The sequence below is a fragment of the Bacillota bacterium genome (assembly GCA_030019365.1).
GTDB lineage: Bacteria > Bacillota > Sulfobacillia > JACIYH01 > JACIYH01 > JACIYH01.
Genome location: JASEFA010000008.1, coordinates 58,249 through 82,928, shown reverse-complemented (window position 1 = coordinate 82,928; position 24,680 = coordinate 58,249). Strand labels below are relative to the sequence as shown.

The following is a 24,680-nucleotide window of genomic DNA, read 5'->3' as shown; positions in this document are numbered from 1 at the left end:
GGGTATGCGTGATGGCATTGGAGAACCTGCGCTGCCAGTGCAAGAAGATCGTGTGCCAGATCGAAGGAGACGAGATCTGGATCAAGTGCCGCCACTGCAAGCGCATGATAGTCATCCGTACCAGGGGCATAGAGTCCATAACCAGCCGTGACACGGCCCCGGTGACAGTGCTGCAACCGAGCGTGTTGTGAGCGCGCCCCGGGTGCGTGGCACGGGCGCCGGCCCCAGGAAAGAAGCGGCCAGGCAGAGCCTGGCCCATTTGGGAGAGGAGAAACCGGAGGAAATCCCCTTCTCATTCTCCCCGGTAGTCCTCCCGGTTATGCCCGGGCGCGAAACCGGGCGTTGCCACCCGGTTGTGCTATAATTGACGTTCGGTGGAAGCAATTGCCCATGCGGGTGATCTCCGGCCAGGCCAGGGGGCAGGTGCTGCGCTCCCTCCGGGGGTCGGCCATCCGGCCCACCTCCGCGCGGGTGCGGGGTGCCCTGTTTTCCATCCTGGGGGAGAGCATCCAGGCAGGACCTTTCCTCGATCTGTACGCGGGTACGGGGGCGGTAGGGATAGAAGCCCTCAGCCGGGGGGCGCCGTGGGCCGATTTCGTGGAGCAGCACCGGGCGGCGTGCCGCGTGCTGTCGGGGAACCTGGTTGCCGCCCAATGCGCGGAGCGGGCCCGGGTCCTAGCCCTTCCCGTGGCGCGCTTTTTGGCCCGGTCGGCGGACAGGGCCTATGCCGTCGTCTTCGCCGACCCCCCCTACGGGGCGGGGGAGGGAGCGCGGGTGCTGGTACGCCTGGCAGGATGGTCCGGCGTCGCCCGAGAAACTCTGGTGGTGGTCCAGCACAGCGGCAGGGAGGAGGTGCGGGCGGGGGGATGGCGGCTGGTGCGGAGGGAAGCCTACGGCGATACCCGTCTTTCTTTCTACAGACCTGAGGGGGAGTAATGTGGTGAAGGCCGTATACCCCGGAAGCTTCGACCCCGTTACGGCAGGACACCTGGATATCATCGAGCGGGCGGCCAGGGTTTTCGATCACATCGTGGTGACGGTGTTCAACAACCCGGCCAAGGAACCGCTCTTCAGCGTGCAGGAAAGGATGGCCATGCTGAGAGAAGTTACGTCCCATCTTCCCAACGTGGAGGTGGATGCTTCCGAAGGGCTGCTCATCCCGTACGTCCGCCGCGTGGGCGCCCACGTGATCATCAAGGGCCTACGCGCCATGTCCGACTTCGACTACGAGTTCCGCATGGCTCTCATGAACAAGAAACTGGACCCCGAAGTGGAAACGGTGTTCATCCTGACTTCCAGCCAGTACGCCTACCTGTCCTCCAGCCTGATCAAGGAAGTGGCGTCGCTGGGAGGCTGTGTGGCCGGGTTGGTGCCGGCGGCCGTGGAGCGGCGGCTGCGGGAGATGTGGCCGCCGGCGGCGCAGTGAGACGGCCGCCGGTGGTGCCGGAGGCGTGCCCAGGGGCCGGGTGCGTTCCGGTGGCCGGGCGCGTCCCGGCGGCAGAATGAGGTGGTTGGCCGATGTACGCTCCGGGCCCGGAGGCTCTCCTGGACCGGCTGGAGAAGATCGTGGCCGACGCCCCCCGGGTTCCCCTGGGTAAGAGGGCGCTGGTGGATCAGGAGCAGGTATTCGCCCTCCTGGACGAGTTGCGCGCCAGCCTCCCCCGGGAAATCTCGGAGGCCCGTGCCCTGCTGCGCCAGCGGGATCAGATACTGGATCAGGCGCGGCTGGAGGCGGAGCAGCTCCTGGAAGCGGCGCGGGAGGAGGCCCGGGCGCAAGCCCGGGAACACGAGATCGTGAAGCTGGCCTCGGAGAAGGGTAAACAGGTGATCGCGGAAGCGGAGCGGGCTGCGCGGGAGATAATGGACGAATCGCACCGCTACGCGGGTGAGGTCCTGGGGCAGCTGGAGAACTGGCTGACCCGCGCCCTGGAGACGGTGCGGCGGGGCCGGCAGGAAGTGGAGGCGCGGGGACGGGAGGAGACAGGCGCATCTTCGGAGTAAGGGGGCGTGCCGGGGTGCCCCGGACCCGCTCGCGGCGTGCCCGGGTGTCCGGGTGGGCCCGGGCGGGGGCGGGGCTGGTCCTGGCGGTCGCTCTCGCCTGGATACCTTCGCCCTTCCTGGCCCTGGCCCCCGGCCACGTCTTCGACCTGAGTGGCGTGGTGAAGGTCGGGGGCGGGGGGCACGACCCCGGAGTGTCCGGGCTGGGCATGGTTACGGTGGAGGCCCGGCGCGCCCGCGGGTGGGAGGTGGCTCTGGATCTGTTTCATCCCGGACGGGAGCTGGTCTGGGCCCGGTCCCTGCCCCTTCCCGTGGAACAATACATGAATGCGGAGAGGCTTCTGTTCGTGGAGTCGGTGCAGTTTGCCGGGGTGACCGCGCTTTCCCTGATGGGGCGACCGGTTGAGGTGGCGGGAGACGGCATACTCGTGCAGTGGGTGACCCCGGGCGCGCCTCTGGCGGCCCGCCTGCAGCCCGGCGACATTCTGGAGGGGTATCCCACGTCCTTTCACCTGCGGCGTGTTCTGTGGGAGCGGGGATGGGCTTCGGTGAGGGTCAGGGGAGAGACGGTGGAGCTGGGGCCCGACGATCTGCGGGGCCTGGGTCTGGTGACCCTGCACCCCCGCGTGCCCGGCCTGTCCCTGGAAGTGGCGAATGCCGGAGGGGTGGGCGGACCATCGGCCGGGCTGGCCTGTGCCCTGGAATTGCTGCGTCAGCTGGGCGAACTGCCCCTGGCACCCGGGGCAAAGGTGGTGGCCACGGGCAGCATCGATCCCTCCGGAGAGGTGGGCAGGACCGGCGGGGTGGCCCTGAAAGCCCGGGCGGCGAAGGGGGCGGGCGCCGACCTGTTCCTGGTTCCCTCCGGGCAGGAGGAGGAGGCGCGCGGGGCGGCTCCCGGCTTGCGCGTGGTGGGTGTGAGTTCTCTGGCACAGGCGGTCGCTGCCATGAGGGACCTGCGTTGACACCGGTCGGCCCTCCCCATATAATTGCCGCCGGGCAAGGAAGGTGAAAACCGTGCGGGTGGACATCTCCGGGTTGCGCCTGCGCGCGGGCGAAAGGGTGATGTTCTCCTTCTGCGAACCCATCGCGGACGGCCTGCCCGAGGGTGTCTCGCTGGCCGGCCCGGTGAAGGTGGAAGGTGCGGTTCTCAATACCGGTCCTGCTTACCTGGTGCACGGGGAGATCGGGGCAGCGGTAGAGGCGACATGCAGCCGCTGTCTGGCGTCCTTCCGCCAGGAGGTGGAAACGCCCTTCCGGGAGGAGTTTCGCGAGGGAGTCGCTCCCTCCCCCGGGAAAGAAGAGGTGTCCGAGGAGAGCGGGGCAGAAGTGTGGTTCTTCCAGGGAGATGCCCTGGACCTCACCGAGGCGGTGCGACAGAACCTGCTCCTGGCTCTGCCTTCCCAGCCCCTGTGCCGGCCGGATTGCCCCGGGCTGTGCCCGGTGTGCGGCCGCCGGCTGGCCGAGGGCAGCTGTTCCTGCCGGGTGGAGGAGATCGATCCCCGCCTGGAGGCTCTGCGCCGGTTTCTCCCCCACAAAGAGGAGTGATGGTCCTTGGCAGTTCCCAAGAAGAAGACTTCCCGTTCCAGGCGGGGGATGCGCCGCTCCCACTGGCACCTCCCAGCGGCCACGCTGGTGCAATGCCCTCGTTGCCATGAGCCCATTGTGCCCCACCGGGCATGCCCGGCCTGCGGTTACTACGCCGGGCGCAAGGTGCTGGAGCTGGAGGAAAAAAAGAAGAGAAAGAAGTCCTGACGGCCAGGTGGCAGCAGCCGCACCGCGGGCGGCGCTGGCCCGTCCGTAGCGTGGGCCCACCGGAGCACCTCTGTAGCGCACCTCTGCCGGTGCACCTCCTCTTGCGCGGGGCTCCCGGCCGCGGTATACTTTTTGGCAGCAATCCCTAGAAGGTGGTTTTATGCCCAGGTCACAAGCAGTGGCGCCGCGGCCGGCAGCCACCACGGGCGGCCGGGGGGAGACGCAGTCTTCCCCCCGGGGGCGCGCTGCCGGCGGGGCGGGACCCCGGCACCGGCGTCTTCTCCTGCAGGAGAAGCTGCGGGAAAACCCCTTTCTCACTGACGAGGAGCTGGCCCGCGCCCTGGCCGTCAGCGTGCAGACGATACGGCTGGACCGCATGGCCCTGGGTATCCCCGAGCTCAGGCAGCGCACCCGCGAGGTGGCCCAGCGCACTCTGGGGACGGTAAGGGCCCTTGCCAGCCAGGAGATCGTGGGGGACCTGGTGGACATCGGGCTGGGACAGAGCGGGGTCTCTATCCTGGAGACGGGCCCGGAGATGGCGTTCTGCCGCACCGGGATCGTGCGGGGTCACTTCATCTTCGCCCAGGCGGAATCGCTGGCCCTGGCCCTGGTGGATGCCCCGGTGGCCCTCACCGGGCTGGCCAATCTGAAGTTCAAGCGGCCCGTGGGCGTGGGTGAGAAGCTGCTCGCCCACGCCCAGGTGCTGCGCGGCAAAGGGAAGAGCCTGGTGGTCCAGGTGGTGACCCGCTCCCGGGGCGAGCAGGTGTTCCGGGCCAAGTTCGTGGTCTTCCCCCTCTCTCCCGAGAACGCAGGGGCGGGAGATGGGGAAGCCACCGGCGGTGGCAGGTCGGGAGAGGAGTGAACGGGTTGGGTCGGCCTGGTGGTATGGCGGAGAATCGCCTGCGGGCCCGTATGGTGGGCCTGGGGGCGGCGGTCGGGGAGCGGGTGCTCACCAACTTCGACCTGGAGAAGATGGTGGATACCAGCGACGAGTGGATCGTCTCCCGCACCGGGATCAGAGAGCGGCGAGTGGCGGCCCCCCAGACGGCCACCTCCGACCTGGCGGTGGCCGCGTCCCGGGAGGCCCTCGCCCAGGCCGGTATCCCGGCCGAACGCCTGGACCTGGTGGTGGTGGGCACGGTTACCCCCGACATGAGCTTCCCCGCTACCGCGTGCCTGGTGGCGGAGCGGCTGGGGGTGCCGGGGGTGGCTGCCTTCGACCTTTCGTCGGGATGCACCGCGTTCCTGTACGGGTGCGGGGTGGCGGCCGGGATGATCGAGGCGGGCATGGTGAGGTACGCGCTGGTGACGGGCGGGGACGTCCTCTCCCGGATAACCGACTGGCAGGATCGCTCCACCTGCGTCCTGTTCGGGGACGGGGTGGGGGCGGCCGTGCTGGCCGCGGAAAAAGGAGAACGCGGCTTCCTGGGTTTCCGCCTGGGCTCCGATGCCACGGGGGGTAAACACCTCTACCTGCCGGCCGGGGGATCGCGCCTGCCCGCCAGCGCCGAGACGGTGGCAGGCCGGCTGCATTACATACACATGAACGGCCAGGAAGTGTTCAAGTTCGCGGTCCGGGCCACCGAGGAAGCGGCCCTTTCCCTCCTGAGCGACCTGGGGTTGACCCCCGCAGACGTGAACCTCTTTATCCCCCATCAGGCCAACCTGCGCATTATGGACGCTGCCGTGCGCCGCCTGGGGTTTCCCCCCGAGAAGGTCATGGTCAACCTGGAACGTTACGGGAACATGTCCGCCGGCTCCATACCGGTCGCCCTGTACGAGGCGGTCCAGGACGGCAGGGTATCGCCCGGGGATCTCGTCCTCATGGTGGCCTTCGGAGCGGGGCTGAGTTGGGCGGCAGCAGCCTGCCGCTGGTGAGGGGGTGGACGCGATGGCGGGCGGATTACGGGTGGCCTTCCTGTTCCCCGGCCAGGGGGCCCAGCACGTGGGGATGGGGGAGGATCTTTACCGGGAGTACCCGGTGGTGCGCGAGGTATTCGCCGCGGCCAGCGGCGCGGCAGGGATCGACCTGGAAACCCTGTGCTTCCGGGGCCCGGGGGAGCAGCTCGACCTCACCGAGAACACCCAGCCGGCCGTGCTCACTGTGTCCTGGGCGGTGGCGCGGGTGCTGGCCGGCCATGGCATCACCCCCCGGGCCGCCGCGGGGCTCAGCCTGGGGGAGTATACCGCCCTGGTGGCGGCGGGAGCCCTGTCCTTCCCGGAGGCGGTCGGCCTGGTGCGGCGAAGGGGGCGTTACATGCAGCAGGCCGTTCCCCCCGGGGAGGGGGCCATGGCAGCGGTAATGGGGGTTCCTGCCGCCGGGGTGGAGGAAATCTGCCGCCGGGCGCAAAAAGAGGGGGTAGTGGAGCCGGTCAACTACAACTGCCCCGGGCAGACGGTGGTGGCCGGGCATACCCGGGCGGTGCGGGAGGCCATGAGGCTGGCGCGGGAGGCGGGTGCCAGGCGGGTGCAGGAGCTGGCCGTCAGCGCACCCTTCCACTCCTCCCTGATGGCGCCGGCCCGGGAGAGGCTGGCGCGGGATCTGGCCCGCGCCCGCATCGGTGACCCCGCCTTCGGGGTGGTGGCCAACGTGCACGGGGAATACGTGCGCACGGCGGAGGAGGTGCGGAAGTCTCTGGAGGAGCAGGTGGACCATCCGGTGCTGTGGGAGCAGTGCGTGCGCAGGGTGGTGGCCGATGGTATCGACCTCTTCGTGGAGGCAGGTCCCGGTACGGTGCTGGCGGGGTTCTGCAAGCGCATCTGCCCCGACGTGCCCGTGTTCAGCGTGGGGGACGTGCCGTCCCTGGAGCGGCTGGTGGGGCGACTTGATTCCCGGGAGGAGGTTTGCTAATATTGGCGAGGCACTTGCCCAGATAACGGGGACGGTGCCAGATCTGTCTAATTCCCAGCAGGGGGTGGGGCGAGTGGCGGGTAAGGACGCCATCTTCCAGAAACTGAAGCGGATCATCGTCGAGCAACTGGGAGTTGATGACGAGGCGGTCACCATGGAGGCTTCCTTCCAGGACGACCTGGGGGCCGATTCCCTGGACGTGGTGGAGCTCCTTATGGCCATCGAGGAAGAGTTCGAGCTGGAAATCCCGGATGAGGACGCCGAGAAGATCCAGACGGTGGGAGACGCGGTGGAGTACATCCGGGAGCGGGCTTCCTGAGCCAGGGTGGGAGTGTGCAGGGCGAACGAGTAGTGGTCACGGGCATGGGGCTCATCACCCCCGTGGGGACGGGGGTGGAGGCATTCTGGCGCTCCCTGCGAGAAGGCCGTGCGGGGGTGGGACCCATCACCCGCTTCGACGCCGGTGATTTCCCCACCCGCATCGCCGCCCAGGTGGATGACTTCGATCCCTTGCAGTACATGGACCGCCGGGACGCGCGCCGCATGGACCGCTTCGTTCAGATGGCCCTGGCTGCCGCCCGCCTGGCCCTCCAGGATGCCGGACTCCGCCTGGAGGAATGTGACCTGGACCAGGTGGGCATCACCATGGGTACCGGGATCGGGGGCATCTCCACCCTGGTCGACCAGGTGGATGTGATGAGCGAGAAGGGCCCCGGCCGGGTGAGCCCGTACTTCATCCCCATGATGATCGCCAACATGGGAGGAGGGCAACTGGCCATCTCCCTGGGGGCACGGGGCCCCAACACCACCCATGTTACCGCCTGCGCCGCTTCGGCCAACGCCATCGGGGATGCCTTCCGCATCCTGCAGCGCGGGGAAGCGCAGGTCATGGTCACCGGGGGGAGCGAGGGGTGCCTGGTTCCCATAGCCCTGGCCGGGTTCTGCGCCATGAAGGCCCTCTCCGAGCGCAACGACGACCCCGCCCGGGCCAGCCGGCCCTTTGACGGCCGCCGGGACGGGTTCGTGATGGGAGAAGGCGCGGGGGTGCTGGTGCTAGAGGCGCTGTCCTTCGCCCGGGTGCGCGGCGCCCGCATTTATGCAGAAGTGGTGGGATACGGCATGACCGGAGACGCCTACCACGTTACCGCCCCGCCTCCGGACGGCAACGGCGGAGCGCGGGCCATGCGCAGGGCCCTGGCCGACGCCGGATTGAGACCCGAGGACGTGGACTACATCAACGCCCACGGCACCGCCACCCCGCTGGGGGACACGGCGGAGACAGCGGCAATCAAGGCTGTGTTTGGCGAGCATGCCTATCGCATCCCGGTGTCGTCCACCAAGTCCATGACCGGGCACCTGCTCGGGGCAGCGGGGGCGGTGGAGCTGGCGGCCTGCATCCTGGCCATCCGCGACGGCGTGGTTCCCCCCACCATCAACTACGAGTATCCCGATCCCGAGTGCGACCTGGACTATGTGCCCAATCGCGCCCGCCCCCACCACGTGAACGTGGCTCTGTCGAACTCCTTTGGTTTCGGAGGCCAGAACGCCACCCTGATCGTGAAGGGCTATGAGGGTTGAGGACGGTCACCGACAGGGGCCATGACGGTGCAGGAGGGTAGCCACGAGGCCATGGTGCTCGCCGCGCTGCGGCAGGCCCTGGGGGACTTCCGGAGTGACGGCCTCTTCCTGCAGGCCGTCACTCACAGTTCCTGGGTGCAGGAGCACCCCGGGGCCGGGCGTGATTCCAACGAACGGCTGGAGTTCCTGGGGGACGCCGTGGTGGGCCTGGCCATGGCATCTTACCTGTACTCCCGCTTTCCCCGTGCCCGGGAGGGAGAGTTGAGTCGCTTCAAGGCCGCCGTGGTGGGCGAGGGAGCCCTGGCCGGGGCCGCCCGCCGGCTGGGGCTGGGACAGCTCCTCTACCTGGGTCGGGGCGAGGAACAGAGCGGGGGGGCGTCCAGGCCCGCCCTTCTGGCGGACGTGTTCGAGGCGGTCTGTGCGGCCCTGTACCTGGACAGCGGCTGGCAGCGGGCGCGGGACTTCGTGGTCGGGCAGCTTGCCCCTGCCGTGGACCGGACCCTGAAGCGGGGCACGGGGGATTTCAAGAGCGTCCTGCAGGAGGTGGTTCAGGAGCGTGGGGGCAGCGTCACCTACCGGGTGGTGGGCCAGGAGGGACCCGATCACGCCCGTGTGTTCACGGTGGAGGTGGTGGTGGACGGCCGGGTGGCGGGCCGGGGCAGGGGACGCAGCAAGAAGGCGGCCGAACAGGAGGCAGCCCGGATCGCTCTGGAGGAGTCGGGACCGGGGCCGGCGAAATAATGGGTGCCACCTTGCAGAAACAGGAAACGGACGAAGGAGGATGGGCAGGTGGAAGTGCTCAAGGTCTCGGCCCAGTCTCGACCCAAGGCGGTGGCGGGTGCCCTGGCAGCCCTCCTGCGCGAGAAGGGCTCGGCCCAGATCCAGGCGGTGGGTGCCGGTGCCGTGAACCAGGCGATCAAGGCCATCGCCATAGCCCGGGGCTACGTGGCACCGAACGGGATTGATGCCGTGGTCATTCCTGCCTTTGCGGAGGTGGCCATTGACGGTGAGGTGCGTACGGCCATAAGATTCCTGGTGGAGCAACGATGACCTGGGCCCCCGGACCCCCGGGGGGTCTTGCCTTAACGGAGTAACCATGCTGTTGCGTCGTGTAGAAGTGGTGGGTTTCAAGTCATTCGCCGACCGCGTGGTGCTGGAGGTAGGCTCCGGAGTTACCGCCATAGTGGGGCCCAACGGTACGGGCAAGTCAAACCTGGCTGACGCGGTGCGCTGGGCCCTGGGCGAGGCCAACCCCCGCCAACTGCGGGGGTTGCGCATGGAAGACATGATTTTCGGGGGCTCCGAATCCCGCCGTCCCCTCTCCATGGCCCAGGTATCTCTGACCTTCGACAACAGTGACGGCGGGCTGCCCCTCGATTTCAGCGAGGTCACCGTCACCCGCCGGGTATACCGGGACGGTTCCGGTGAGTATTCCATCAACCGCACTCCGTGCAGGCTCAAGGACGTGCAGGAGCTGTTCTACGATACGGGGATCGCCCGGGACGGGTACTCGCTGGTGGGGCAGGGGCGGGTGGAGGAAATCCTCTCCGCCCGGCCGGAGGAGCGGCGGCTGCTCCTGGAGGAGGCAGCGGGCATCGTGAGGGCCCGCCAGCGCCGCCGGGAGGCTCTGGCGCGGCTGGAAGCCAGCAGCCGGGACAGCGAGCGTCTGGGGGACGTGCTGGCCGAGCTTGAGCTGCAGATGCAGCCCCTCGAGGAGGAAAGCCGGCGGGCCCGCGAGTGGGAGGCCTACCGCCAGCGGCGCGATGGGGCCCTTCTGGTGCTCACCTGGCGGGAGAGGACGGAGGTGGCCGGGCGGCTGGCGGAGGCCTCGGCAGCGGTGGCGAGCCTGGAGTCATCCTTGCGCGCCGAGCAGGAGAAGTCCCTGCGTCTGGAGCGGAGTCACGCCGCCCTCCGCGAGGAAGAGAGAGTACGGCAGGGGGAGCGGCAGAGTCTGCAGGAGGAACTCCTGACCCTCTCCGACCTGGTCTCCCGCGCCGGGCAGGAGGCCACACGCTGGGAGGAGCGCGTACGCTCCCTGGAAGCGGAAACGGGACGTCTCAGCCAGGAGAAGGATAACCTGACTGCCCGCCTGGCAGCGGCCCGTGAGCGGGTGGAGGAGTCCGCCCGGGCCCTGGATGTCTGGGTTCAAACCTGGGGGGAGGAGGCCCGGGCTCTGGAGGACCTGGGGGCCCGGTTGCAGGCGGAGGAGGAGGGCACCCGGAAGCTGGCAGCCGAACTGGAGGCGAAGAAGGAGGAGCTCATCGATCTGCTGGGGACGTCGGCGGCCGCCCGCAACCGACAGGTAACCCTGGAGTCCGAGGTCAGGCAGATCAAAGAGGCTCTTGGGCGGTCGGGGAAAAGGCAGCGAGAGCTGGAAGAAGCCTTGCGTCGTGCGGATGAAGACCTGCTGGTGCTGGCGGATCAGGAAGAGCGGGCGTACTCCCGCCGTACCGCACTGGAGGCCCGGCGGGACCGGGACCGGGCGGAGCGGGAGCGGGTCCGCACCGTGCGGGCGGAACAGGAGGCGGCATTCCGCCGGGCGGAGACTTCCTACCACCAGGTGACCTCGCGGCTGGCGGCACTGCGCGAGCTGGAGGAGTCCTTCGCCGGCTTTGCCCGCGGCCCGCGGGCCCTGCTGGAGACGAAACGACGTGACCCCTCCGCTCTTCCCGGCCTGATCGGCCCCGTGGCGGCCGTGCTGGACGTCCCGGAGCGGTATGAAACGGCCGTGGAGGTAGCCCTGGGTGCGGCCGCCCAGGATATGGTGGTGAAGACGGTGGACGACGCCCGGGCTGCCATCCGGTTCCTCAAGAGCAGCCAGGCGGGCTGGGCCACCTTCCTGCCCCTGGACTCCCTGCGGCCCTCCGCCCTCGCCCCGGGAGAGAAGATGGCCCTGCGGCGGGAAGGCATCCTGGGGGTGGCGTCGGACCTGATCAGCTTCCTGCCCGAGCACGCTCCCGCCGTGGAGTACCTGCTGGGGCGCACGGTGGTGGCCCGCGATCTTCCCGCCGCCCTGGGTTACGCCCGGGCGGTGGGGTTCCGGGTGCGGGTGGTGACCCTCGACGGCGATGTGGTGTTCCCGGGCGGAAGCCTGGCGGGGGGGTGGAGGAAGGGTTCCCGCGCCGGGGTGCTGGGGCGGGCGCGGGAGATCTCCCTGCTGGAGGAGAAGGCGAGGGAGACGGGCGATGGCATGGAGGCCTGTCGCCGGGCGGCAGAGGAGGCAACCGGGCAGGAGGAGGTTTTGACCCGGCGCCTGCGAGAGGTGGAGGAGGAGCTGCGCGGCCTCGAGATAACCTTGGCGGGACTGGCCAAGGAGACGCAGGCGAAGAAGGCCGAGCGTCAGCGGCTGGTCCAGGACCTGGCCGGCGTGGAGCTGGAGCAGAGCGTGCAGCGGGAGAGGCTGGCGGAGTTGGAGCGGGAGACGGGAGCCCAGGGCGAGCGGCTGCGGGAACTGGACTCCGCCCGCGCCGCCCTGGAAGAGGAGATATCGTCCCGGTCGGCCGGGCTGGGCGAGGCCCGGGAGGGCCAGCGCTCCCTCGAACAGGAGGTGGTGGCGCTGCGTGTACGGCTGGCTGGCCAGGAAGAGCAGCGCGCCCGCCTGGAGGAAGCAGTCGCCCGCGCCCGAGAGGAGATGACGGCGCTGGCCCGGGCCGGGGAGGAGATCGAGCAGGCCCTGGCGACCCGGGCCCGGGAACGGGAAGAGGCGCGCAGCGAGAGCCGGCGCGGGCAGGAGGAACTGGCCCGGGTCAGCGCCCGCCACGAGGAAGCCCGGGCCCACATGGGGGAATCCGCCCGGGAATGCGACCGGGTGGCGCGGCGGCTGGCATCCATCGAGCGCGCCCGCCGGCAGGTGGAGCGCAGGCTGGCGGAAGCACAGGAGGCCCTGCACGCCGCCCGGATGGAAGAGATGCGCCTGCGCCTGCGTCTGGAGGAAGCGGACCGCAACCTGGCCCAGCGTTTCTCCTGCTCCCCGGAGGGGGCCGGGGAGCGGGTGCGGGCCAGCCCCGACGCGGACCTCGACACCGCGGCCCTGGAGGAGACGGTGCGGGATCTGGAGGCGCGCATGCACGAGCTCGAGCCCGTCAACCTGGCTGCGGCGGCCGAATACACCCGTCTGAAAGAACGACACGGCTTTCTCTCCGATCAGCGCCGCGACCTGGAAGAGGGTCGCGCCAAGCTGGGCCAGGTGATCAGGGAACTGGAGCGAGAGATGACAGAGAAGTTCACCACCACCCTGGAGCGGGTGCGGGAGCGGTTCAGCAGCACCTTTGTCCAGATCTTCGGGGGAGGTAAGGCTGATCTGATTCTGGTGGGATCCGATCCCCTGGAAGGGGGGGTAGAGGTGGTGGCCCAGCCTCCCGGGAAGAAGCTGCAGCACCTCTCCCTTCTCTCCGGAGGCGAGCGTACCCTGTGTGCCATCGCCCTGCTCTTTGCCCTGCTGCAGACCAGGCCCAGCCGGTTTTGCCTGTTCGATGAGGTGGACGCCACTCTGGACGAGACGAACGTGGACCGCTTCGCTCGTTTCCTGCGCGAGCTTTCGCCCGCCGGCCAGTTCCTGGTGGTGACCCACCAGAAGGGGACCATGGAGGTGGCGGACGTGCTGTACGGCACCACCATGGAGGAGTCCGGCGTCTCCAGGGTGGTTTCCCTGCGCCTGGCCGAAGCATCATAGGAGCGCGGACGGCGCCCGGCGCAGGCCGCAGCGGGGGACGATGCGGGCCGGCTACCGGAAGAGGGCTTTTTGAGGGGGGAGCAGCCACGACATCGTGGTGGAGCAGGTGGCGGACTGGCCTGGCGCGGACGAGGGACGGTCTGGTCAACCAGGCGGCCCGGTGGTTCGGGGGGGGCCGGGACGAGGAGGCCTGGCGGGAGCTTGAAGACGCTCTCATCAGCGCCGATGTGGGCGTGGAAATGACGGCCGGGCTGCTGCGGGTGGCCCGGGCGGCCCGCGATGCCGACCCTCGCCGGGCCCTGCGGGAGGAAATCCTCAAGCAGCTTCACCGGGTCGAGGGGAGGCTGGTCCTCCCGGGTCCGCTGGACGTGATCACGGTGGTGGGGGTCAACGGGACGGGAAAGACCACCACCATCGGCAAACTGGCCCACCGGCTGCGCCAGGAAGGGAAGAAAGTGGTCCTGGCGGCCGCCGACACCTTCCGGGCCGCGGGCATCGATCAGCTTGCCATCTGGGCCGGGCGGGCGGGAGCGGAGCTGGTCCGCCACCGGGAAGGCAGCGACCCGGCGGCGGTGGCCTTTGACGCCCTGCAGGCGGCCCGGGCCCGCGGCTGCCAGGCCGTCATCGTGGATACGGCGGGCAGGCTGCACACCCGCGTCAACCTCATGGAGGAACTGAAGAAGGTCCACCGCGTGATCGCGCGCGAGCTGCCGGGTGCCCCCGCGGAGGTGCTCCTGTGCCTTGACGCCCACACCGGCCAGAATGCTCTCCAGCAGGCCCGCGTTTTCCTGGAGGCGGTGGGGGTCACGGGGATCGTGGTCACCAAGCTGGACGGTACCGCGCGCGCCGGCGTGGTGCTCGCCATTGCCGACCAGTTGGGCATTCCCATCAAGCTGGCCGGCCTGGGCGAAGACATCGATGATCTGGCCGACTTTTCCGCCCGCGAGTTCGTAGAAGCCCTCCTGCCGGACTGACCTGCGCGGCAGCCCGGGCACACCATGCGCCCGGTGTCTGTGAACACCGCTGAACACGCTGTGAGCTGCGCGCTGTGCACTGCTATTGACAGTCCGGCCCGGCAGGGGTACCATCTGCTTGCATTTGGCGACCTTGCCCTCAGGGCTCCGGCGCCCTTGGGCGCCGGCAGATGGGGGCAGGGAGGGAGGACCGGTGGCGTTCGAGAACCTGACCGCCCGCCTGGGGGATGTGTTCCGGCGGCTGCGGGGCAAGGGAAAGCTGACCGAGGCCGACGTCAACGAGGCCCTGCGCGAGGTGCGCGTGGCCCTGCTGGAGGCTGACGTCAATCTCAAGGTGGCCAGAGACCTCATCGCCCGGGTGCGGGAACGGGCGGTAGGCGAGGAGGTCATGGCCTCTCTCACCCCGGCTCAAACCGTCCTCAAGATCGTGTACGAGGAGATGACCCGGCTGCTGGGCGGCAGGGCCTCTCGCCTTGACCTGGGAGGCAGTCCCCCCATGCCAGTCATGCTGGTAGGCCTGCATGGCTCGGGCAAGACCACCACCGGCGGCAAGCTGGCTTTCACCCTGCGGCGGCAGGGGCGCTTCCCGCTGCTGGTGGCCACCGATGTGTACCGCCCCGCCGCGCCCCGGCAGCTGGAAGTGGTGGCGGACCGGGCAGGAGTTCCCTTCTTCTTCCAGGACGGGGCCTCCCCCGTGGTGATTGCCCGGCGCGGTCTGGAGCGGGCCCGGGAGACAGGACGGGATGTGGTGATCATCGATACTGCGGGCCGGCTGCAGGTGGACGCGGAGCTGATGGCGGAGCTGGAGGAAATGAAAGCGGCGGTGACGCCACGGGAGTGCCTGCTGGTGGTCGACGCCATGACCGGCCAGGAAGCGGTGAACGTGGCGCAGGCTTTTCACGAGCGGCTGGGGCTCACCGGGGTGATCCTCACCAAGCTGGACGGTGACGCCCGGGGTGGAGCAGCGCTCTCGGTGCAGGCGGTCACGGGGTGCCCGGTGAAGCTGGCGGGCATGGGGGAGAAGCTCGATGCCCTTGAGCCCTTCCACCCTGACCGTATGGCTTCCCGCATCCTGGGCATGGGGGATCTGGCCAGCCTGGTGGAGAGGGCCGAAGCTGCCCTGGAGGTGGAGAAGGCCCGCGAGCTGGAGAAGAAGATCCGCACCATGGAGTTCACCCTGGAGGATTACCTGGAGCAGCTGAAGCAGGTCAGGAAGATGGGACCTCTGGACCAGCTCTTGAGCCTCATCCCTGGCCTGGGCAGGGCCGTGCCCCAGGTGCAGGTGGACGAGAAGGGGCTTGTCCGCACTGAGGCCATCATCTGCTCCATGACCAGGGGGGAGCGGCGCAATCCCGCCCTCATCGGGGCGAGCCGCAAGCGGCGTATTGCCGCCGGGAGCGGGACCTCGGTACAGGAGGTCAACCGGGTGCTGAAGGGCTACGAGCAGGCGCGCCGCCTGCTGAAGCAGCTTCCCGATATGGAGAAGACCATGCGCAAAGGAGGAGGTCGTCTGTGGCAGTAAGGATCAGATTGAAGCGGATGGGGGCGAAGAACCGTCCCTTCTACCGGCTGGTGGTGGCGGATTCCCGCTCGCCGCGGGACGGCCGGTTCATCGAGGAAATCGGCTACTACGATCCCACCACGGAACCGGCCACCGTATCGATCAAGCAGGAGCGGGCCCTGGACTGGCTGCGCAAGGGCGCTCAGCCGTCCGACACGGCCCGGGCCCTGCTGGAGAAAGGCGGAGCCTGGAAGGTCTGGCAGGAAGAGCGCCGCAAGTCCTGACCGTCGGCTCATATCGCGGGCGAACGGTGGTGGTACGGGTGAAAGAGCTGCTGGAGTTGCTGGTGAAGGCCCTGGTCGACCACCCCGAAGAAGTGGAGGTCTCCGAGGTGGAAGGCGAGCGATCCGTGGTCCTGGAGGTGCGGGTTGCCCCCGACGACGTGGGCAAGGTGATCGGCAAGCAGGGGCGCATCGTGCAGGCGCTGCGGACGGTGGTCAAGGCGGCCGCTGCCCGGGCAGGCAAGAAGGCCGTGGTCGAGATCCTGCAGTGATGGGATGGGTCATGCCGGCGACGGGACGGATTACCATCGGGGAGGTGACGCGGCCCCACGGGGTACGGGGTGAGGTGCGGGTCAGACCGCTCACCACTCACCGGGAGCGTTTCCTGGGGCTGGGCCAGGTCTACGTGGGCGGAGTCCGCCGCCGGGTACGGGGCGTGCGCCTGGCCGGCGACGAAGTCATCCTCTCCCTGGAGGGCGCCGAGACGCGCGCCCAGGCCGGGGCGTTACGCGGCCAACTCCTGGAGGTAGATCCCGAAGAGGTTTTCCCCCTCCCAGAGGGGGAGTATTACTGGTTCCAGTTGAGGGGGCTGCGGGTCCTCAACCGGGAGGGCCGGGAGGTGGGAACAGTGGTGGATGTGGAGCCCAACCCGGCCCACGACCTGCTGGTGGTGGAGGGGGCCGGGCGTCGCTTTCTGGTACCCGCCGTGCGGGCGCTGGTCGCAGAGATCGATCTCGCCGGCGGCCGCCTGGTGATCAACGACATCCCGGGCCTGCTGGAGTGAGGAAGCGTGCGGCTCACTTTTCTCTCCCTTTTCCCGGAGATGTTTCCCGGACCTCTGGGTGCCAGTATCCTGGGGAAGGCATGCGAGCGGGGCCTGATCCGGGTCGACCTGGTGGACATGAGGGATTTTGCCCGCGACCGCCACCGCATCACGGATGACGTGCCCTTCGGCGGTGGGCCGGGCATGGTCATGAAGCCGGAACCCATCGTGGCCGCCCTGGAAGCGGTGCTGGGCAGGACCCTGGAACCTGCCCCGGCCGAGACGGTGGAGAGCGGCCACGGGCCTTACCACCCCGGCCTGGCCCGGGAAGGGGTACGGGTGGTGCTGCTCACGCCCCAGGGACGGCCGCTCTCCCAGGATCTGGCGGAAGAGCTGGCCGGATGCCGCCACCTGGTGCTGGTGTGCGGACACTACGAAGGGGTAGACGAACGGGTCCGTCTCTTCGTCACCGACGAGGTGTCCATCGGGGACTACGTGCTTACGGGGGGAGAGATACCCGCCCTGGTGGTGGCCGATGCCGTGACCCGGCTGATCCCGGGGGTGGTGGGCGATCCCCGGTCGCCCCGTACCGACTCCTTTGCCGGAGGCCTGCTCGAGGGGCCCCAGTACACCCGGCCCCGCTCGTTCCGGGGCCTGGAGGTTCCCCCCGTCCTGCTCTCGGGTGATCACGCCGCCATCGAGTCCTGGCGCAGGCTTCACGCCCTGCGTCGCACCCTGCTGCGTCGCCCCGACCTGCTGGCGCGGGCCCGGCTCAGCGAGGGCGATGTGGAAGCGCTGAGGGCGGTTCGCCACCAGGTGGCAGGGCCGGAGGACCCTGTGCTATAATAGCTCGTTGTCGGAAAGGAGCGCGCCAGATTGGACCTCATCAGGTTAGTGGAGCAGCAGTACCGGCGTCATGATTTGCCGGACTTCCGTCCCGGGGATACTCTGCGCGTCTCGGTGCGGGTGGTGGAGGCGGGCCGGGAGCGGTTCCAGGTCTTCGAAGGGATCGTCATTCAGCGCCAGGGTGGCGGGCTGGGGGAGACGTTCACCGTCAGGCGGGTATCTTACGGGGTGGGCGTCGAGCGCACTTTTCTCCTGCACTCCCCGCGCCTGGAGAAGATCGAGGTGGTGCGCCGGGGCCGGGTCAGGCGGGCCAAGCTCTTCTACCTGCGTGGCCTGAGCGGCCGGGCGGCACGGGTGAAAGAGGTCAGGGAGCGGCCGGGGCAGGGTTGAGGGGGCCGTGGTGGTGGACCGGCGACGGGGGTGGTGGCGCGACGCGATCCAGACCGTGCTCCTGGCCGGGGTGCTCGCGTTGGCAGTTCGCCTTTTCGTGGTGGAGCCGTTCCGGGTAGACGGTCCCTCGATGGAGCCCACTCTGTTCACCGGCGAGCGCCTGCTGGTGGACAAGATCTCCTATCGATTTCACCTCCCCCGGCGCGGGGACGTGGTGGTGTTCCGCAACCCGGGCAACCCCAGGGAGGACTACATAAAGCGAGTGGTGGCTGTTCCGGGGGACAGGGTGGAGATGCGCCTGGGGAGGCTGTACGTGAACGATCAGCCTGCCCCGGAGCCGTACGTGTTGAGAGACGGCATCTCCACTTACGGCCCCGAACTGATCCCTCCGGGATACATCTTTGTCCTGGGGGACAACCGTGCCAACAGCCGCGATTCCCGTTTCTTCGGGCCCGTCCCCATTTCCCTGGTCAGGGGCAGGGCCTGGCTCATTTTCTGGCCTCCGGCCCGCGTGCACGTGCTGGCCGTGCCCTCTGCCCTCCCCTGATCCCGTGCGGATCGAGATCATCACGGTAGGCTCGCTGCGGGAAGCTCACGTCCGGGAAGGGGTGGCCGAATACCTGCGCCGCCTGCGCAGGTATACGTCCGCCACGGTGACGGCGGTGCCCGAGGCCTACCTCTCCCCGGGGGCGGGTGCCGCCGAAGTCGAAGCAGCCAGGCGGAAAGAGGGGACAGAAATCCTCCGCCGGGTGGGCCGGGAGGCCCCCGTGGTGGCCCTGGACGAGCGAGGAGAGCTGCCCACTTCCCTGGAGCTGGCAGCCTGGCTGGGCACGCTGGCGGCCAGCGGGACCGGGCGGGTGGTGTTCGTCATCGGGGGGCCCCGCGGTCTCTCCCCTGCGGTGCTGGAGAGGGCCGACCGCCGCCTTGCCCTCTCCCGCCTCACGTTCACCCACGAGATGGCCTGCCTGTTCCTGCTGGAGCAGCTTTACCGGGCTTTCAAAACCAATCGCGGCGAGCCTTACCATTACTGATAGGCTGCCCTCTGCCACGGCGAGCCTTACCACTACTCATGGCCGCCCCCAGGCTTGGCGATCCGTGCCGGGTATTGACGAGTGCTGCCAATCCGTGGTATAAAAGGGTGGCACAGGAAGAGGAGGTGGTACTTGTCAGGCGTCCGCTGGAGGTGGTAGGGGGTGTGCTGCTGGTGGTGCGGGAAGGAGGTGTGGGTTTGATTGACCGCGGGGAGGAAGTCGCGGCGAAGTATCTGGAAGAGCTGGGGTACCGGATTGTGGCCCGGAACTACCGCACGCGCTGGGGGGAAATCGACATCATAGCCCGGGACGGGCCGGTGCTGGCATTCGTGGAGGTCAGGCGGCGGAACAGCCGCAGTCTGGCCCATCCTGCCGAGACGGTGGGCAGGACCAAGCGGGACCGCCTGGCACGGACGGCGGCGGATTTCCTCGGTAACCGGGGATGGTGGCACTTCGTGTGCCGCTTCGACGTGGTGACGGTGACGGAGGGCGAAGAGCCCGAAGTCCGCCTTATTCGAGACGCATTCTGATCCGGGTTCGCATTTGAAGGTTGGGACGCAAGACGGTCAGGGGGGTGCGATCATGACCGTTAGGGAGAGATGTCGTCGTTTCTGGCGGGGTTCCTCCCCGGGGTTCACGCTGGTGGAACTGATGGCGGTGGTGGTGATCCTGGGTCTGCTCGCCACGGTGGTGGTGCAGACGGTGCCCGACGCCGTGGCGCGGGCCAAACGCAGTGCCCTGTCCGCCAACCTCTCCGCCCTGCAGGGTGCGGTGGATCGCTTCTATTCCGACAGCAACGTCTACCCCACCTATTCGGGCGACGTGCCGGCATCGCAGCCCGACCCTCATACGGCGGTGGAAGTCCGCCCCGAAGCTGCCTGTCCGGGCGAACCCGACCGCCATTTCCTGGGAAATTACGTCCAGTTCATGCCCACCGGCGACGCCGTGGCGCTGGGCCTGGATCCCGCGCTGGGCGGGCGGGTCTACTGGGGGCTGGTGAGGAGCGGCCTGGTCTTCTGCACCCAGGTCCCTCCGGACCAGGGGGCCTGGGCCGACGGGGCGATCCGCATCCACACCCTGGACGCCCTGGAGGGGCGATCCCTGGCGGAGATCATGTCCCGATGAGGCAGGCGGAGGTGTGGGCCTGGTGCCGGCAAGTCGAGGTGGCGGCGCGGGCCGGCCTGCCCGCAGGCCCGGTGCTGGAGCGGTTGCCGGGAAAGATGGCGGGGAGGTTGCGGAAGCGGCTGGGGCAGGGCCACACCCTGGCCGAGGCACTGCGGGCGTGCGGCGTGTCCTCGCCGTGGGAAGCGGCCCGGTTGGAGCAGGCAGTCCGGGCCGGGCGGGGGGCTGTCATGCTCGGGGAGATGGCGGAGGAAGGCCTGGGCCGCGCCACCCGCACGGGTGAGCAGCGCGCGGGCCTGGTGTACCCGCTGCTGGTGGTCGGGCTGGGCGGAGCGGCGGCCACGCTGGTGGGCCTGTTCCTCCTGCCGGCGCTGTTGCCCCCGCTGCAACTGGTGGGTGTGCTGACCGGGCTGCCTCTCGCCACCCGCTTGCTCCTGTGGGCCGCCCCCCGGTGGCAGGCCGGGCTGGGGGTGGCGGCCCTTGCCGCGGCCTGTATGACCCTGTCCGTGGCGGGGAAGCTCGGCCCGGTGGGCGACCGGGCGGCTCTGGCTCTCCCCGGGATGGGGCGCGTCCTGATGTGGCGGGAGCGGGCCCGGCTGCTGGATTCGCTGAGCCGGCTGAGCAGGGCAGGAGGGCTGACCAGGGAAACAGTGGGGTGCCTGGCAGCAGGTTGCGGAAACGGCTACCTGCGGCGGAGGCTGGAGCGGGCGGCGCGGGATGTGCGGGCGGGGGCCCCGGCTCTGGAAGCCATCGCCCGTTCGGGTGGGCTGCCCCCCGCCCTGGCCGCCCAGCTGGCGGGGGCGGAAGCCGCCGGGGAGGCAGCCACGGTTTGCCACGACCTGGCTGCTTACTGTCGCTCCCGGGAACGCCAGTTAGAGAGGCTCGCCCTGTCCCTGCTGGAGCCGGTCCTCACCCTGCTGGCCGCCAGCGTGGTGGCCCTGGTGGCACTGGCCGTGGTGCAGCCGCTGTACCTCGCCCTGGCTCACCTGCCCTGACCGGGCTGCGAAAGGGGGTACCGTCATGTGGCTTCACCGGTCGCGGGACGCGAAGGTCGAAAGCGAAAAGGGAATGGAGCACACCCTGTACCGCCTGCTGGAGGATGCCGCCGGGCAGGGGGCGTCGGACGTCCACCTGGAGCCGGGCGAGGGGGTGGTGCGGGTACGGTATCGGGTGGACGGCGAACTGAGGGAGGTTTGCCCGCTGGGCGGGGGGGACTGGCCGCGGCTGGTGGGCGTGCTCAAGCTGCTGGCCGGGCTGGACCTGCTGGACGGCCTGCGCCCCCAGGACGGTGTCCTGCCGGTCAACGGGCATACCTGGCGGGTGGCCCTGCTGCCCTGCGTGCAGGGGGAAAGGGTCACGCTCCGCCTTCAGGGCGGGCTGCCTGCCTCCGGGCTGGAGGACCTGGGACTGGAACCCGAAGTGGTGGCAGAGGTGCGCTCTTTGCTCGAGGGTAGCGGCCTGCTGGCCATCACCGGGCCGGCCAGTTCCGGCAAGACCACCACCCTATACGCCTGTCTGAAGGAGGTGGCCGAAAGCGGCAAGTCGACCATTTCCGTCGAGGACCCGGTGGAGCAGCCCATTCCCGGGGTCACCCAGGTGCAGGTGCAGCCGCGGGCGGGGTTCGGGTTCCTGGCGGCCATGAGGGCGGCGCTGCGGCACGACCCCCGGGTGCTGGCTGTAGGCGAGGTGCGGGACGAGGAGAGCACCCGGGCCGCCGTGAGGTGCGCCCTGGGAGGGCACCTGGTGCTCTGCACGTTACACGCCGGGGGTGCCGCGGGCGCCGTCGAGCGCCTGGTGGAAATGGGGGCGGACCGGCGCCATCTGACCGTAGCCCTCTGTGGCATCCTGGAGCAGAGGCTGGTGAGGAGACCGTGCGGGGACTGCCAGGGGGCGGGTTGTCCGGAGTGCGGAAGCCGGGGCTGGCAGGGCCGCCGTGCCCTGGCCCGGCTGGTACGGGGTTTGCCCGGGATGCGGCAGTTCCCGGTGGACGAGCGCAAGGGGGGCCTGCGTCGTGATGAAGAATAACCGGGGCAGCTCTCTGGTGGAGGTGCTGGCGGCGGTGACCATCGTGGCGCTGCTGGCCGCGGTGGTGGCCGGGGCCATGCCGGGTATGTTCCCGCGGGCCCGCGTACAGGCCTGGCGCGGCAGCATGAGGGGGCTGCAGTCGGCGTGCGACCTTTTCTATGCTCTCTGGGGGAGATATCCCGTGGCCGACCAGGCCCCCCGCGGCGGGTCCCTTCCGCAGGGTGGGCCCCTGGCCTCTCTCCTCGACCTAGGGGCGACCGGGGGCGATGGGCGACCCTTTGCGGCCGGCCTGCGCTCCCTGCCGGCCGGCGACGCGGTCCAGGCGGGCCTGGGCGGTGAACCGCTCCCGCTGTACTACGGCATCAACCGCCTGGGCCGGGTGTTTGCCACCACGGCGGCGCCGCCATGGGCGGCGGACACCATCGTGTTCCTGCCCGAGGAACCGGGGGGCGCGCCCCTGGGAACGGGATTCCCCAGGGAGACCCCTCCCGGGCAGGGCCGTGAGGGAGAGGAATCGTCAGACGATGGGCAGCCGCCCGGGGAGGGACAGTCACCCGGGGAAGGGGAGGTGCCCGGGGAGGGACAGCGACCTCCGGCGGGCGGGGAAGAGTCCTCCGGGACCGGAGGAGGGGAGACCGTTCAGCTGGGGGTCGGGGTGGCGGCGCCCGATGCGGTCTTCTCCTGCGCGGGTGTCCGGGAGCGGGAAGGTGCCCTCGTCCCCGAGCACGGTCCCACCCTGGGGCCGGGCTGCTCCCTGCCCGTGCCGGTGTCGGGAGCGGGCGCCGCCCTGGTGGCGGGGGGAGCCTACCTGCTGGGAGGCCGGGGCAATGCCGACGGCATCCTGTACCAGCCTGGCCCCGACGAAGAGTGGCAGCTCCTGCCAACCCGCCTGCCCTACGAGGCTCCGGAGGCGACGGTGGCTACCGTGGGCGATAGGGCCTATCTCCTGGGGGGCGGCCCCGGGGAGGCCGGGCAGGAGGTCTGGGCGTACGAGGGAGTGGGGAAACCGCTGCGCAGGCTGAACTGCAGTTTTCCCGCCCCCCTCACGGGAGCCACCGCGTGTGCTCACGCGGGTAAGGTCTACGTGTTCGGCGGCTATCTGGGAGGCGCGCCCTCCCCGGCCATCTTCGCGTTCGACCCCGGCGCGGAGGCCATCGACCAGCTCCCCACCACCCTCCCCACGGCCCTGGCGGGGGCCCCGGCGGTGGCGCTGGGCGAGTATATCTACCTGTTCGGGGGCCAGACGCCCCGGGGCTGGTCGGACCGCATCCTGAGGTACTCACCCCGGAGCGGGGTGGTGGAGGATACCAGGCATCGCCTGCCCGCAGGCGCGGCTCGATCCGCTGCGGCTGTCCTGGAGGGGGTGGTGTACCTGCTGGGCGGGGCGGCGGGGAACCCGGGGAATCCCGCTGCCCTGAACACCCTGTGGTCATACACCCCCGAACGGGGCGTGGATCGGCTCACTCCGGCCCTCTCCTTCGCCCCCGGGTGCTGGGGCGCGGCGGGCGTCGTCCGGGGTGGTGAAGCGTATTTCTGCGGGGGATCGAGCAGCCCTGCGGTCGAGCTGGCCAGGGTGCTGCGGTTGCGCCGGGAGCCGGGCAGCCCGCGGCCGGTACTCACCCTGGGTGCTCCCCTCACCTACGCGGGGGTGGTGGCGGGGAGGGGCGGCGACATCTACGTGGTGGGCGGGGCCCCCGGCATCTGGGCCACGGAGCAGATTCGCCGGCTGACCCTGCGCGACCGGGAGGAACGGGTGCTGGGATTCACGCTGCCCGGACGGATCATGAACGCCCCCTGCGCCCGGGTGGGAAATCGCATTTTCACCTTTGGCGGGCGTAACCGCCACGCGTTGGTGGGAGGCAGGCTGAGCACCATAGCCATGGTGGATCTGGACAGCGGGACCGCCCGGGCGGTGGCATCCCTGCCCCGGGCCATGGAAGGTTCGGCAGCGGCGGCCTGGGGCGACGCGGTGTACGTCCTGGGCGGGTGCACGGACGCCGGCTCCAGCGACCGCATCCTGCGGTTCGATCCGGTCGCCTTCTCGTGGGAGGAACTGCCGGTGAGGCTCCCGTCCCCCCGCGGGCAGGCGGTGGCGGTAAGCGCACCGGAGGGGATATGGCTGGTGGGAGGCCGCAGTCCGGCAGGGCTGCTGGACGAAGTCCTGCTGTTCTGCCCGGTGGATGGTTCCCTGCGGCAGGTGGCCCATCTCCCCCTGCCCCTGGAGAGGGCGGCGGCGGTCCTGTGGCAGGATCGCCTCTACGTGATGGGCGGGGTCGGCCGGGAAGGGCTTTCCGCCCGCATCCTGGAGGTGGAGCCGGGCGGCTCCGCCGTGCGGGAGATGCCCCGCCCCCTGCCCGCGCCCGCCTGCGGGACGGCAGTGGTGGTGGACGGCCTGATCTACCTGGTGGCGGACGGGGGTGGAGTGCTGGAGGTGGTGCCCCGTCCGGAGGTGATCTGGCGCCTGGAAGGGGAAGAGAACACCCGCTGGCGCCTGGCGGAGGTGAGGGGGACGGGGGTGACGCTCAGCTTCCGCGCCTCCTCCGATGGGCTTCACTGGACGTCAGCCGCTCCGGAGCCGGCGGATCTTCCTCCCGGCAGGTACCTGGAGGTGAAGGCCATCTTCCTGGCGGAGGAATCCGCTCGTCTGGAGAGCGTGCGCCTGGCGCGGCGATAGACCTGCTGCCACCACGGAGGGCGGTGGCCACCCCAGGCCCCGCCCCCACCCTACCCCACGCGCCGCGATTGCCAGGACCGGGCAGGTATCGTATGATCTGGCCGGGCCGGCGCCCCGGCCGCCGGCGGTGGGCAGGCAGCAGGGACCCGGACGGCAAGGGAACAGGCGGCAGGCGCGGGGACGGCCCGGGCAAAGGGCCTCTCTCGCCGCCCGTATTGAGGT

General features: G+C 69.7%; 29 protein-coding genes. All 29 read left to right on the top strand.

Features of this window, described 5'->3' with window-relative positions:
- The first annotated feature begins 11 nt into the window (after nucleotides 1-11).
- The 29 genes from QME70_11185 to QME70_11045 all read left to right on the top strand — a co-directional run bounded on the left by QME70_11185 (nucleotide 12) and on the right by QME70_11045 (nucleotide 24,458).
- Nucleotides 12-191 carry a hypothetical protein gene (locus QME70_11185; GenBank protein ID MDI6895138.1) on the top strand — a complete coding sequence of 60 codons (180 nt, stop codon included), beginning with the start codon at nucleotides 12-14 and terminating at the stop codon, nucleotides 189-191.
- Nucleotides 192-390: 199 nt separating this feature from the next.
- Complete coding sequence (gene rsmD, locus QME70_11180; protein ID MDI6895137.1) at nucleotides 391-936, top strand: 16S rRNA (guanine(966)-N(2))-methyltransferase RsmD; 546 nt, start codon at nucleotides 391-393, stop codon at nucleotides 934-936.
- Between the two features lies 1 nt (nucleotide 937).
- Nucleotides 938-1,426 (top strand): pantetheine-phosphate adenylyltransferase, encoded by a 489-nt coding sequence (coaD, locus tag QME70_11175; GenBank protein MDI6895136.1) that lies wholly within the window; start codon nucleotides 938-940, stop codon nucleotides 1,424-1,426.
- Between the two features lie 92 nt (nucleotides 1,427-1,518).
- Complete coding sequence (locus tag QME70_11170) at nucleotides 1,519-2,001, top strand: ATPase (GenBank protein ID MDI6895135.1); 483 nt, start codon at nucleotides 1,519-1,521, stop codon at nucleotides 1,999-2,001.
- Between the two features lie 14 nt (nucleotides 2,002-2,015).
- Nucleotides 2,016-2,960, top strand: coding sequence for a hypothetical protein (locus QME70_11165; protein ID MDI6895134.1), 945 nt, complete (start codon nucleotides 2,016-2,018; stop codon nucleotides 2,958-2,960).
- A gap of 52 nt (nucleotides 2,961-3,012) precedes the next feature.
- Nucleotides 3,013-3,543: a DUF177 domain-containing protein gene (locus QME70_11160; protein ID MDI6895133.1), complete on the top strand. Its 531-nt coding sequence runs from the start codon at nucleotides 3,013-3,015 to the stop codon at nucleotides 3,541-3,543.
- Nucleotides 3,544-3,549: 6 nt separating this feature from the next.
- Nucleotides 3,550-3,750 (top strand): 50S ribosomal protein L32, encoded by a 201-nt coding sequence (gene rpmF / locus QME70_11155; GenBank protein MDI6895132.1) that lies wholly within the window; start codon nucleotides 3,550-3,552, stop codon nucleotides 3,748-3,750.
- Nucleotides 3,751-3,910: 160 nt separating this feature from the next.
- A complete protein-coding gene (fapR, locus tag QME70_11150; GenBank protein MDI6895131.1) occupies nucleotides 3,911-4,612 on the top strand; it encodes a transcription factor FapR in 702 nt (233 codons plus the stop codon).
- A 23-nt stretch (nucleotides 4,613-4,635) separates the two neighbouring features.
- The gene (locus QME70_11145; protein ID MDI6895130.1) at nucleotides 4,636-5,628 is read left to right on the top strand and encodes a beta-ketoacyl-ACP synthase III; all 993 of its coding nucleotides are present in this window, start codon (nucleotides 4,636-4,638) and stop codon (nucleotides 5,626-5,628) included.
- Nucleotides 5,629-5,641: 13 nt separating this feature from the next.
- The gene (gene fabD, locus QME70_11140) at nucleotides 5,642-6,601 is read left to right on the top strand and encodes an ACP S-malonyltransferase (protein ID MDI6895129.1); all 960 of its coding nucleotides are present in this window, start codon (nucleotides 5,642-5,644) and stop codon (nucleotides 6,599-6,601) included.
- A gap of 73 nt (nucleotides 6,602-6,674) precedes the next feature.
- Nucleotides 6,675-6,920, top strand: a complete 246-nt coding sequence (gene acpP / locus QME70_11135; GenBank protein MDI6895128.1) for an acyl carrier protein — start codon at nucleotides 6,675-6,677, stop codon at nucleotides 6,918-6,920.
- Between the two features lie 14 nt (nucleotides 6,921-6,934).
- The gene (gene fabF, locus QME70_11130) at nucleotides 6,935-8,179 is read left to right on the top strand and encodes a beta-ketoacyl-ACP synthase II (protein ID MDI6895127.1); all 1,245 of its coding nucleotides are present in this window, start codon (nucleotides 6,935-6,937) and stop codon (nucleotides 8,177-8,179) included.
- A 27-nt stretch (nucleotides 8,180-8,206) separates the two neighbouring features.
- The gene (rnc, locus tag QME70_11125) at nucleotides 8,207-8,920 is read left to right on the top strand and encodes a ribonuclease III (GenBank protein MDI6895126.1); all 714 of its coding nucleotides are present in this window, start codon (nucleotides 8,207-8,209) and stop codon (nucleotides 8,918-8,920) included.
- Between the two features lie 48 nt (nucleotides 8,921-8,968).
- Entirely contained in the window at nucleotides 8,969-9,229 is a 261-nt protein-coding gene (locus tag QME70_11120; GenBank protein MDI6895125.1) for a stage V sporulation protein S, read from the top strand.
- A gap of 52 nt (nucleotides 9,230-9,281) precedes the next feature.
- The gene (gene smc, locus QME70_11115; protein MDI6895124.1) at nucleotides 9,282-12,851 is read left to right on the top strand and encodes a chromosome segregation protein SMC; all 3,570 of its coding nucleotides are present in this window, start codon (nucleotides 9,282-9,284) and stop codon (nucleotides 12,849-12,851) included.
- A gap of 119 nt (nucleotides 12,852-12,970) precedes the next feature.
- Nucleotides 12,971-13,825 carry a signal recognition particle-docking protein FtsY gene (gene ftsY / locus QME70_11110; GenBank protein MDI6895123.1) on the top strand — a complete coding sequence of 285 codons (855 nt, stop codon included), beginning with the start codon at nucleotides 12,971-12,973 and terminating at the stop codon, nucleotides 13,823-13,825.
- Nucleotides 13,826-14,018: 193 nt separating this feature from the next.
- Nucleotides 14,019-15,347, top strand: a complete 1,329-nt coding sequence (gene ffh, locus QME70_11105; GenBank protein MDI6895122.1) for a signal recognition particle protein — start codon at nucleotides 14,019-14,021, stop codon at nucleotides 15,345-15,347.
- Nucleotides 15,338-15,610, top strand: a complete 273-nt coding sequence (gene rpsP, locus QME70_11100; GenBank protein ID MDI6895121.1) for a 30S ribosomal protein S16 — start codon at nucleotides 15,338-15,340, stop codon at nucleotides 15,608-15,610. The genes ffh and rpsP overlap by 10 nt, the downstream gene beginning before the upstream one ends.
- 38 nt (nucleotides 15,611-15,648) lie before the next feature.
- The gene (locus QME70_11095) at nucleotides 15,649-15,879 is read left to right on the top strand and encodes a KH domain-containing protein (GenBank protein ID MDI6895120.1); all 231 of its coding nucleotides are present in this window, start codon (nucleotides 15,649-15,651) and stop codon (nucleotides 15,877-15,879) included.
- Nucleotides 15,880-15,890: 11 nt separating this feature from the next.
- Complete coding sequence (gene rimM, locus QME70_11090) at nucleotides 15,891-16,391, top strand: ribosome maturation factor RimM (protein ID MDI6895119.1); 501 nt, start codon at nucleotides 15,891-15,893, stop codon at nucleotides 16,389-16,391.
- Nucleotides 16,392-16,397: 6 nt separating this feature from the next.
- The gene (trmD, locus tag QME70_11085) at nucleotides 16,398-17,216 is read left to right on the top strand and encodes a tRNA (guanosine(37)-N1)-methyltransferase TrmD (GenBank protein MDI6895118.1); all 819 of its coding nucleotides are present in this window, start codon (nucleotides 16,398-16,400) and stop codon (nucleotides 17,214-17,216) included.
- A gap of 30 nt (nucleotides 17,217-17,246) precedes the next feature.
- Complete coding sequence (gene rplS, locus QME70_11080; protein ID MDI6895117.1) at nucleotides 17,247-17,606, top strand: 50S ribosomal protein L19; 360 nt, start codon at nucleotides 17,247-17,249, stop codon at nucleotides 17,604-17,606.
- A 13-nt stretch (nucleotides 17,607-17,619) separates the two neighbouring features.
- Nucleotides 17,620-18,153 carry a signal peptidase I gene (lepB, locus tag QME70_11075; GenBank protein MDI6895116.1) on the top strand — a complete coding sequence of 178 codons (534 nt, stop codon included), beginning with the start codon at nucleotides 17,620-17,622 and terminating at the stop codon, nucleotides 18,151-18,153.
- Nucleotides 18,154-18,157: 4 nt separating this feature from the next.
- Nucleotides 18,158-18,637: a 23S rRNA (pseudouridine(1915)-N(3))-methyltransferase RlmH gene (locus QME70_11070; protein MDI6895115.1), complete on the top strand. Its 480-nt coding sequence runs from the start codon at nucleotides 18,158-18,160 to the stop codon at nucleotides 18,635-18,637.
- A gap of 107 nt (nucleotides 18,638-18,744) precedes the next feature.
- A complete protein-coding gene (locus QME70_11065) occupies nucleotides 18,745-19,167 on the top strand; it encodes a YraN family protein (GenBank protein MDI6895114.1) in 423 nt (140 codons plus the stop codon).
- A gap of 52 nt (nucleotides 19,168-19,219) precedes the next feature.
- Nucleotides 19,220-19,762, top strand: coding sequence for a prepilin-type N-terminal cleavage/methylation domain-containing protein (locus tag QME70_11060; GenBank protein MDI6895113.1), 543 nt, complete (start codon nucleotides 19,220-19,222; stop codon nucleotides 19,760-19,762).
- Nucleotides 19,759-20,754 carry a type II secretion system F family protein gene (locus QME70_11055; GenBank protein ID MDI6895112.1) on the top strand — a complete coding sequence of 332 codons (996 nt, stop codon included), beginning with the start codon at nucleotides 19,759-19,761 and terminating at the stop codon, nucleotides 20,752-20,754. The genes QME70_11060 and QME70_11055 overlap by 4 nt, the downstream gene beginning before the upstream one ends.
- A 25-nt stretch (nucleotides 20,755-20,779) precedes the next feature.
- Nucleotides 20,780-21,784: an ATPase, T2SS/T4P/T4SS family gene (locus QME70_11050; protein MDI6895111.1), complete on the top strand. Its 1,005-nt coding sequence runs from the start codon at nucleotides 20,780-20,782 to the stop codon at nucleotides 21,782-21,784.
- Complete coding sequence (locus QME70_11045; protein ID MDI6895110.1) at nucleotides 21,774-24,458, top strand: prepilin-type N-terminal cleavage/methylation domain-containing protein; 2,685 nt, start codon at nucleotides 21,774-21,776, stop codon at nucleotides 24,456-24,458. Before QME70_11050 ends, QME70_11045 begins: the two co-directional genes overlap by 11 nt.
- The last annotated feature ends 222 nt before the right edge of the window (nucleotides 24,459-24,680 follow it).

What these genes read in the sequence shown, in the direction of transcription:
- QME70_11185 (MDI6895138.1), top strand. Translation starts at nt 12, where the DNA reads ATGGCATTGGAGAACCTGCGCTGCCAGTGCAAGAAGATCGTGTGCCAG.
- rsmD (MDI6895137.1), top strand. Translation starts at nt 391, where the DNA reads ATGCGGGTGATCTCCGGCCAGGCCAGGGGGCAGGTGCTGCGCTCCCTC.
- QME70_11170 (MDI6895135.1), top strand. Translation starts at nt 1,519, where the DNA reads ATGTACGCTCCGGGCCCGGAGGCTCTCCTGGACCGGCTGGAGAAGATC.
- fapR (MDI6895131.1), top strand. Translation starts at nt 3,911, where the DNA reads ATGCCCAGGTCACAAGCAGTGGCGCCGCGGCCGGCAGCCACCACGGGC.
- QME70_11145 (MDI6895130.1), top strand. Translation starts at nt 4,636, where the DNA reads ATGGCGGAGAATCGCCTGCGGGCCCGTATGGTGGGCCTGGGGGCGGCG.
- fabD (MDI6895129.1), top strand. Translation starts at nt 5,642, where the DNA reads ATGGCGGGCGGATTACGGGTGGCCTTCCTGTTCCCCGGCCAGGGGGCC.
- rimM (MDI6895119.1), top strand. Translation starts at nt 15,891, where the DNA reads ATGCCGGCGACGGGACGGATTACCATCGGGGAGGTGACGCGGCCCCAC.
- QME70_11060 (MDI6895113.1), top strand. Translation starts at nt 19,220, where the DNA reads ATGACCGTTAGGGAGAGATGTCGTCGTTTCTGGCGGGGTTCCTCCCCG.
- QME70_11055 (MDI6895112.1), top strand. Translation starts at nt 19,759, where the DNA reads ATGAGGCAGGCGGAGGTGTGGGCCTGGTGCCGGCAAGTCGAGGTGGCG.
- QME70_11050 (MDI6895111.1), top strand. Translation starts at nt 20,780, where the DNA reads ATGTGGCTTCACCGGTCGCGGGACGCGAAGGTCGAAAGCGAAAAGGGA.
- QME70_11045 (MDI6895110.1), top strand. Translation starts at nt 21,774, where the DNA reads ATGAAGAATAACCGGGGCAGCTCTCTGGTGGAGGTGCTGGCGGCGGTG.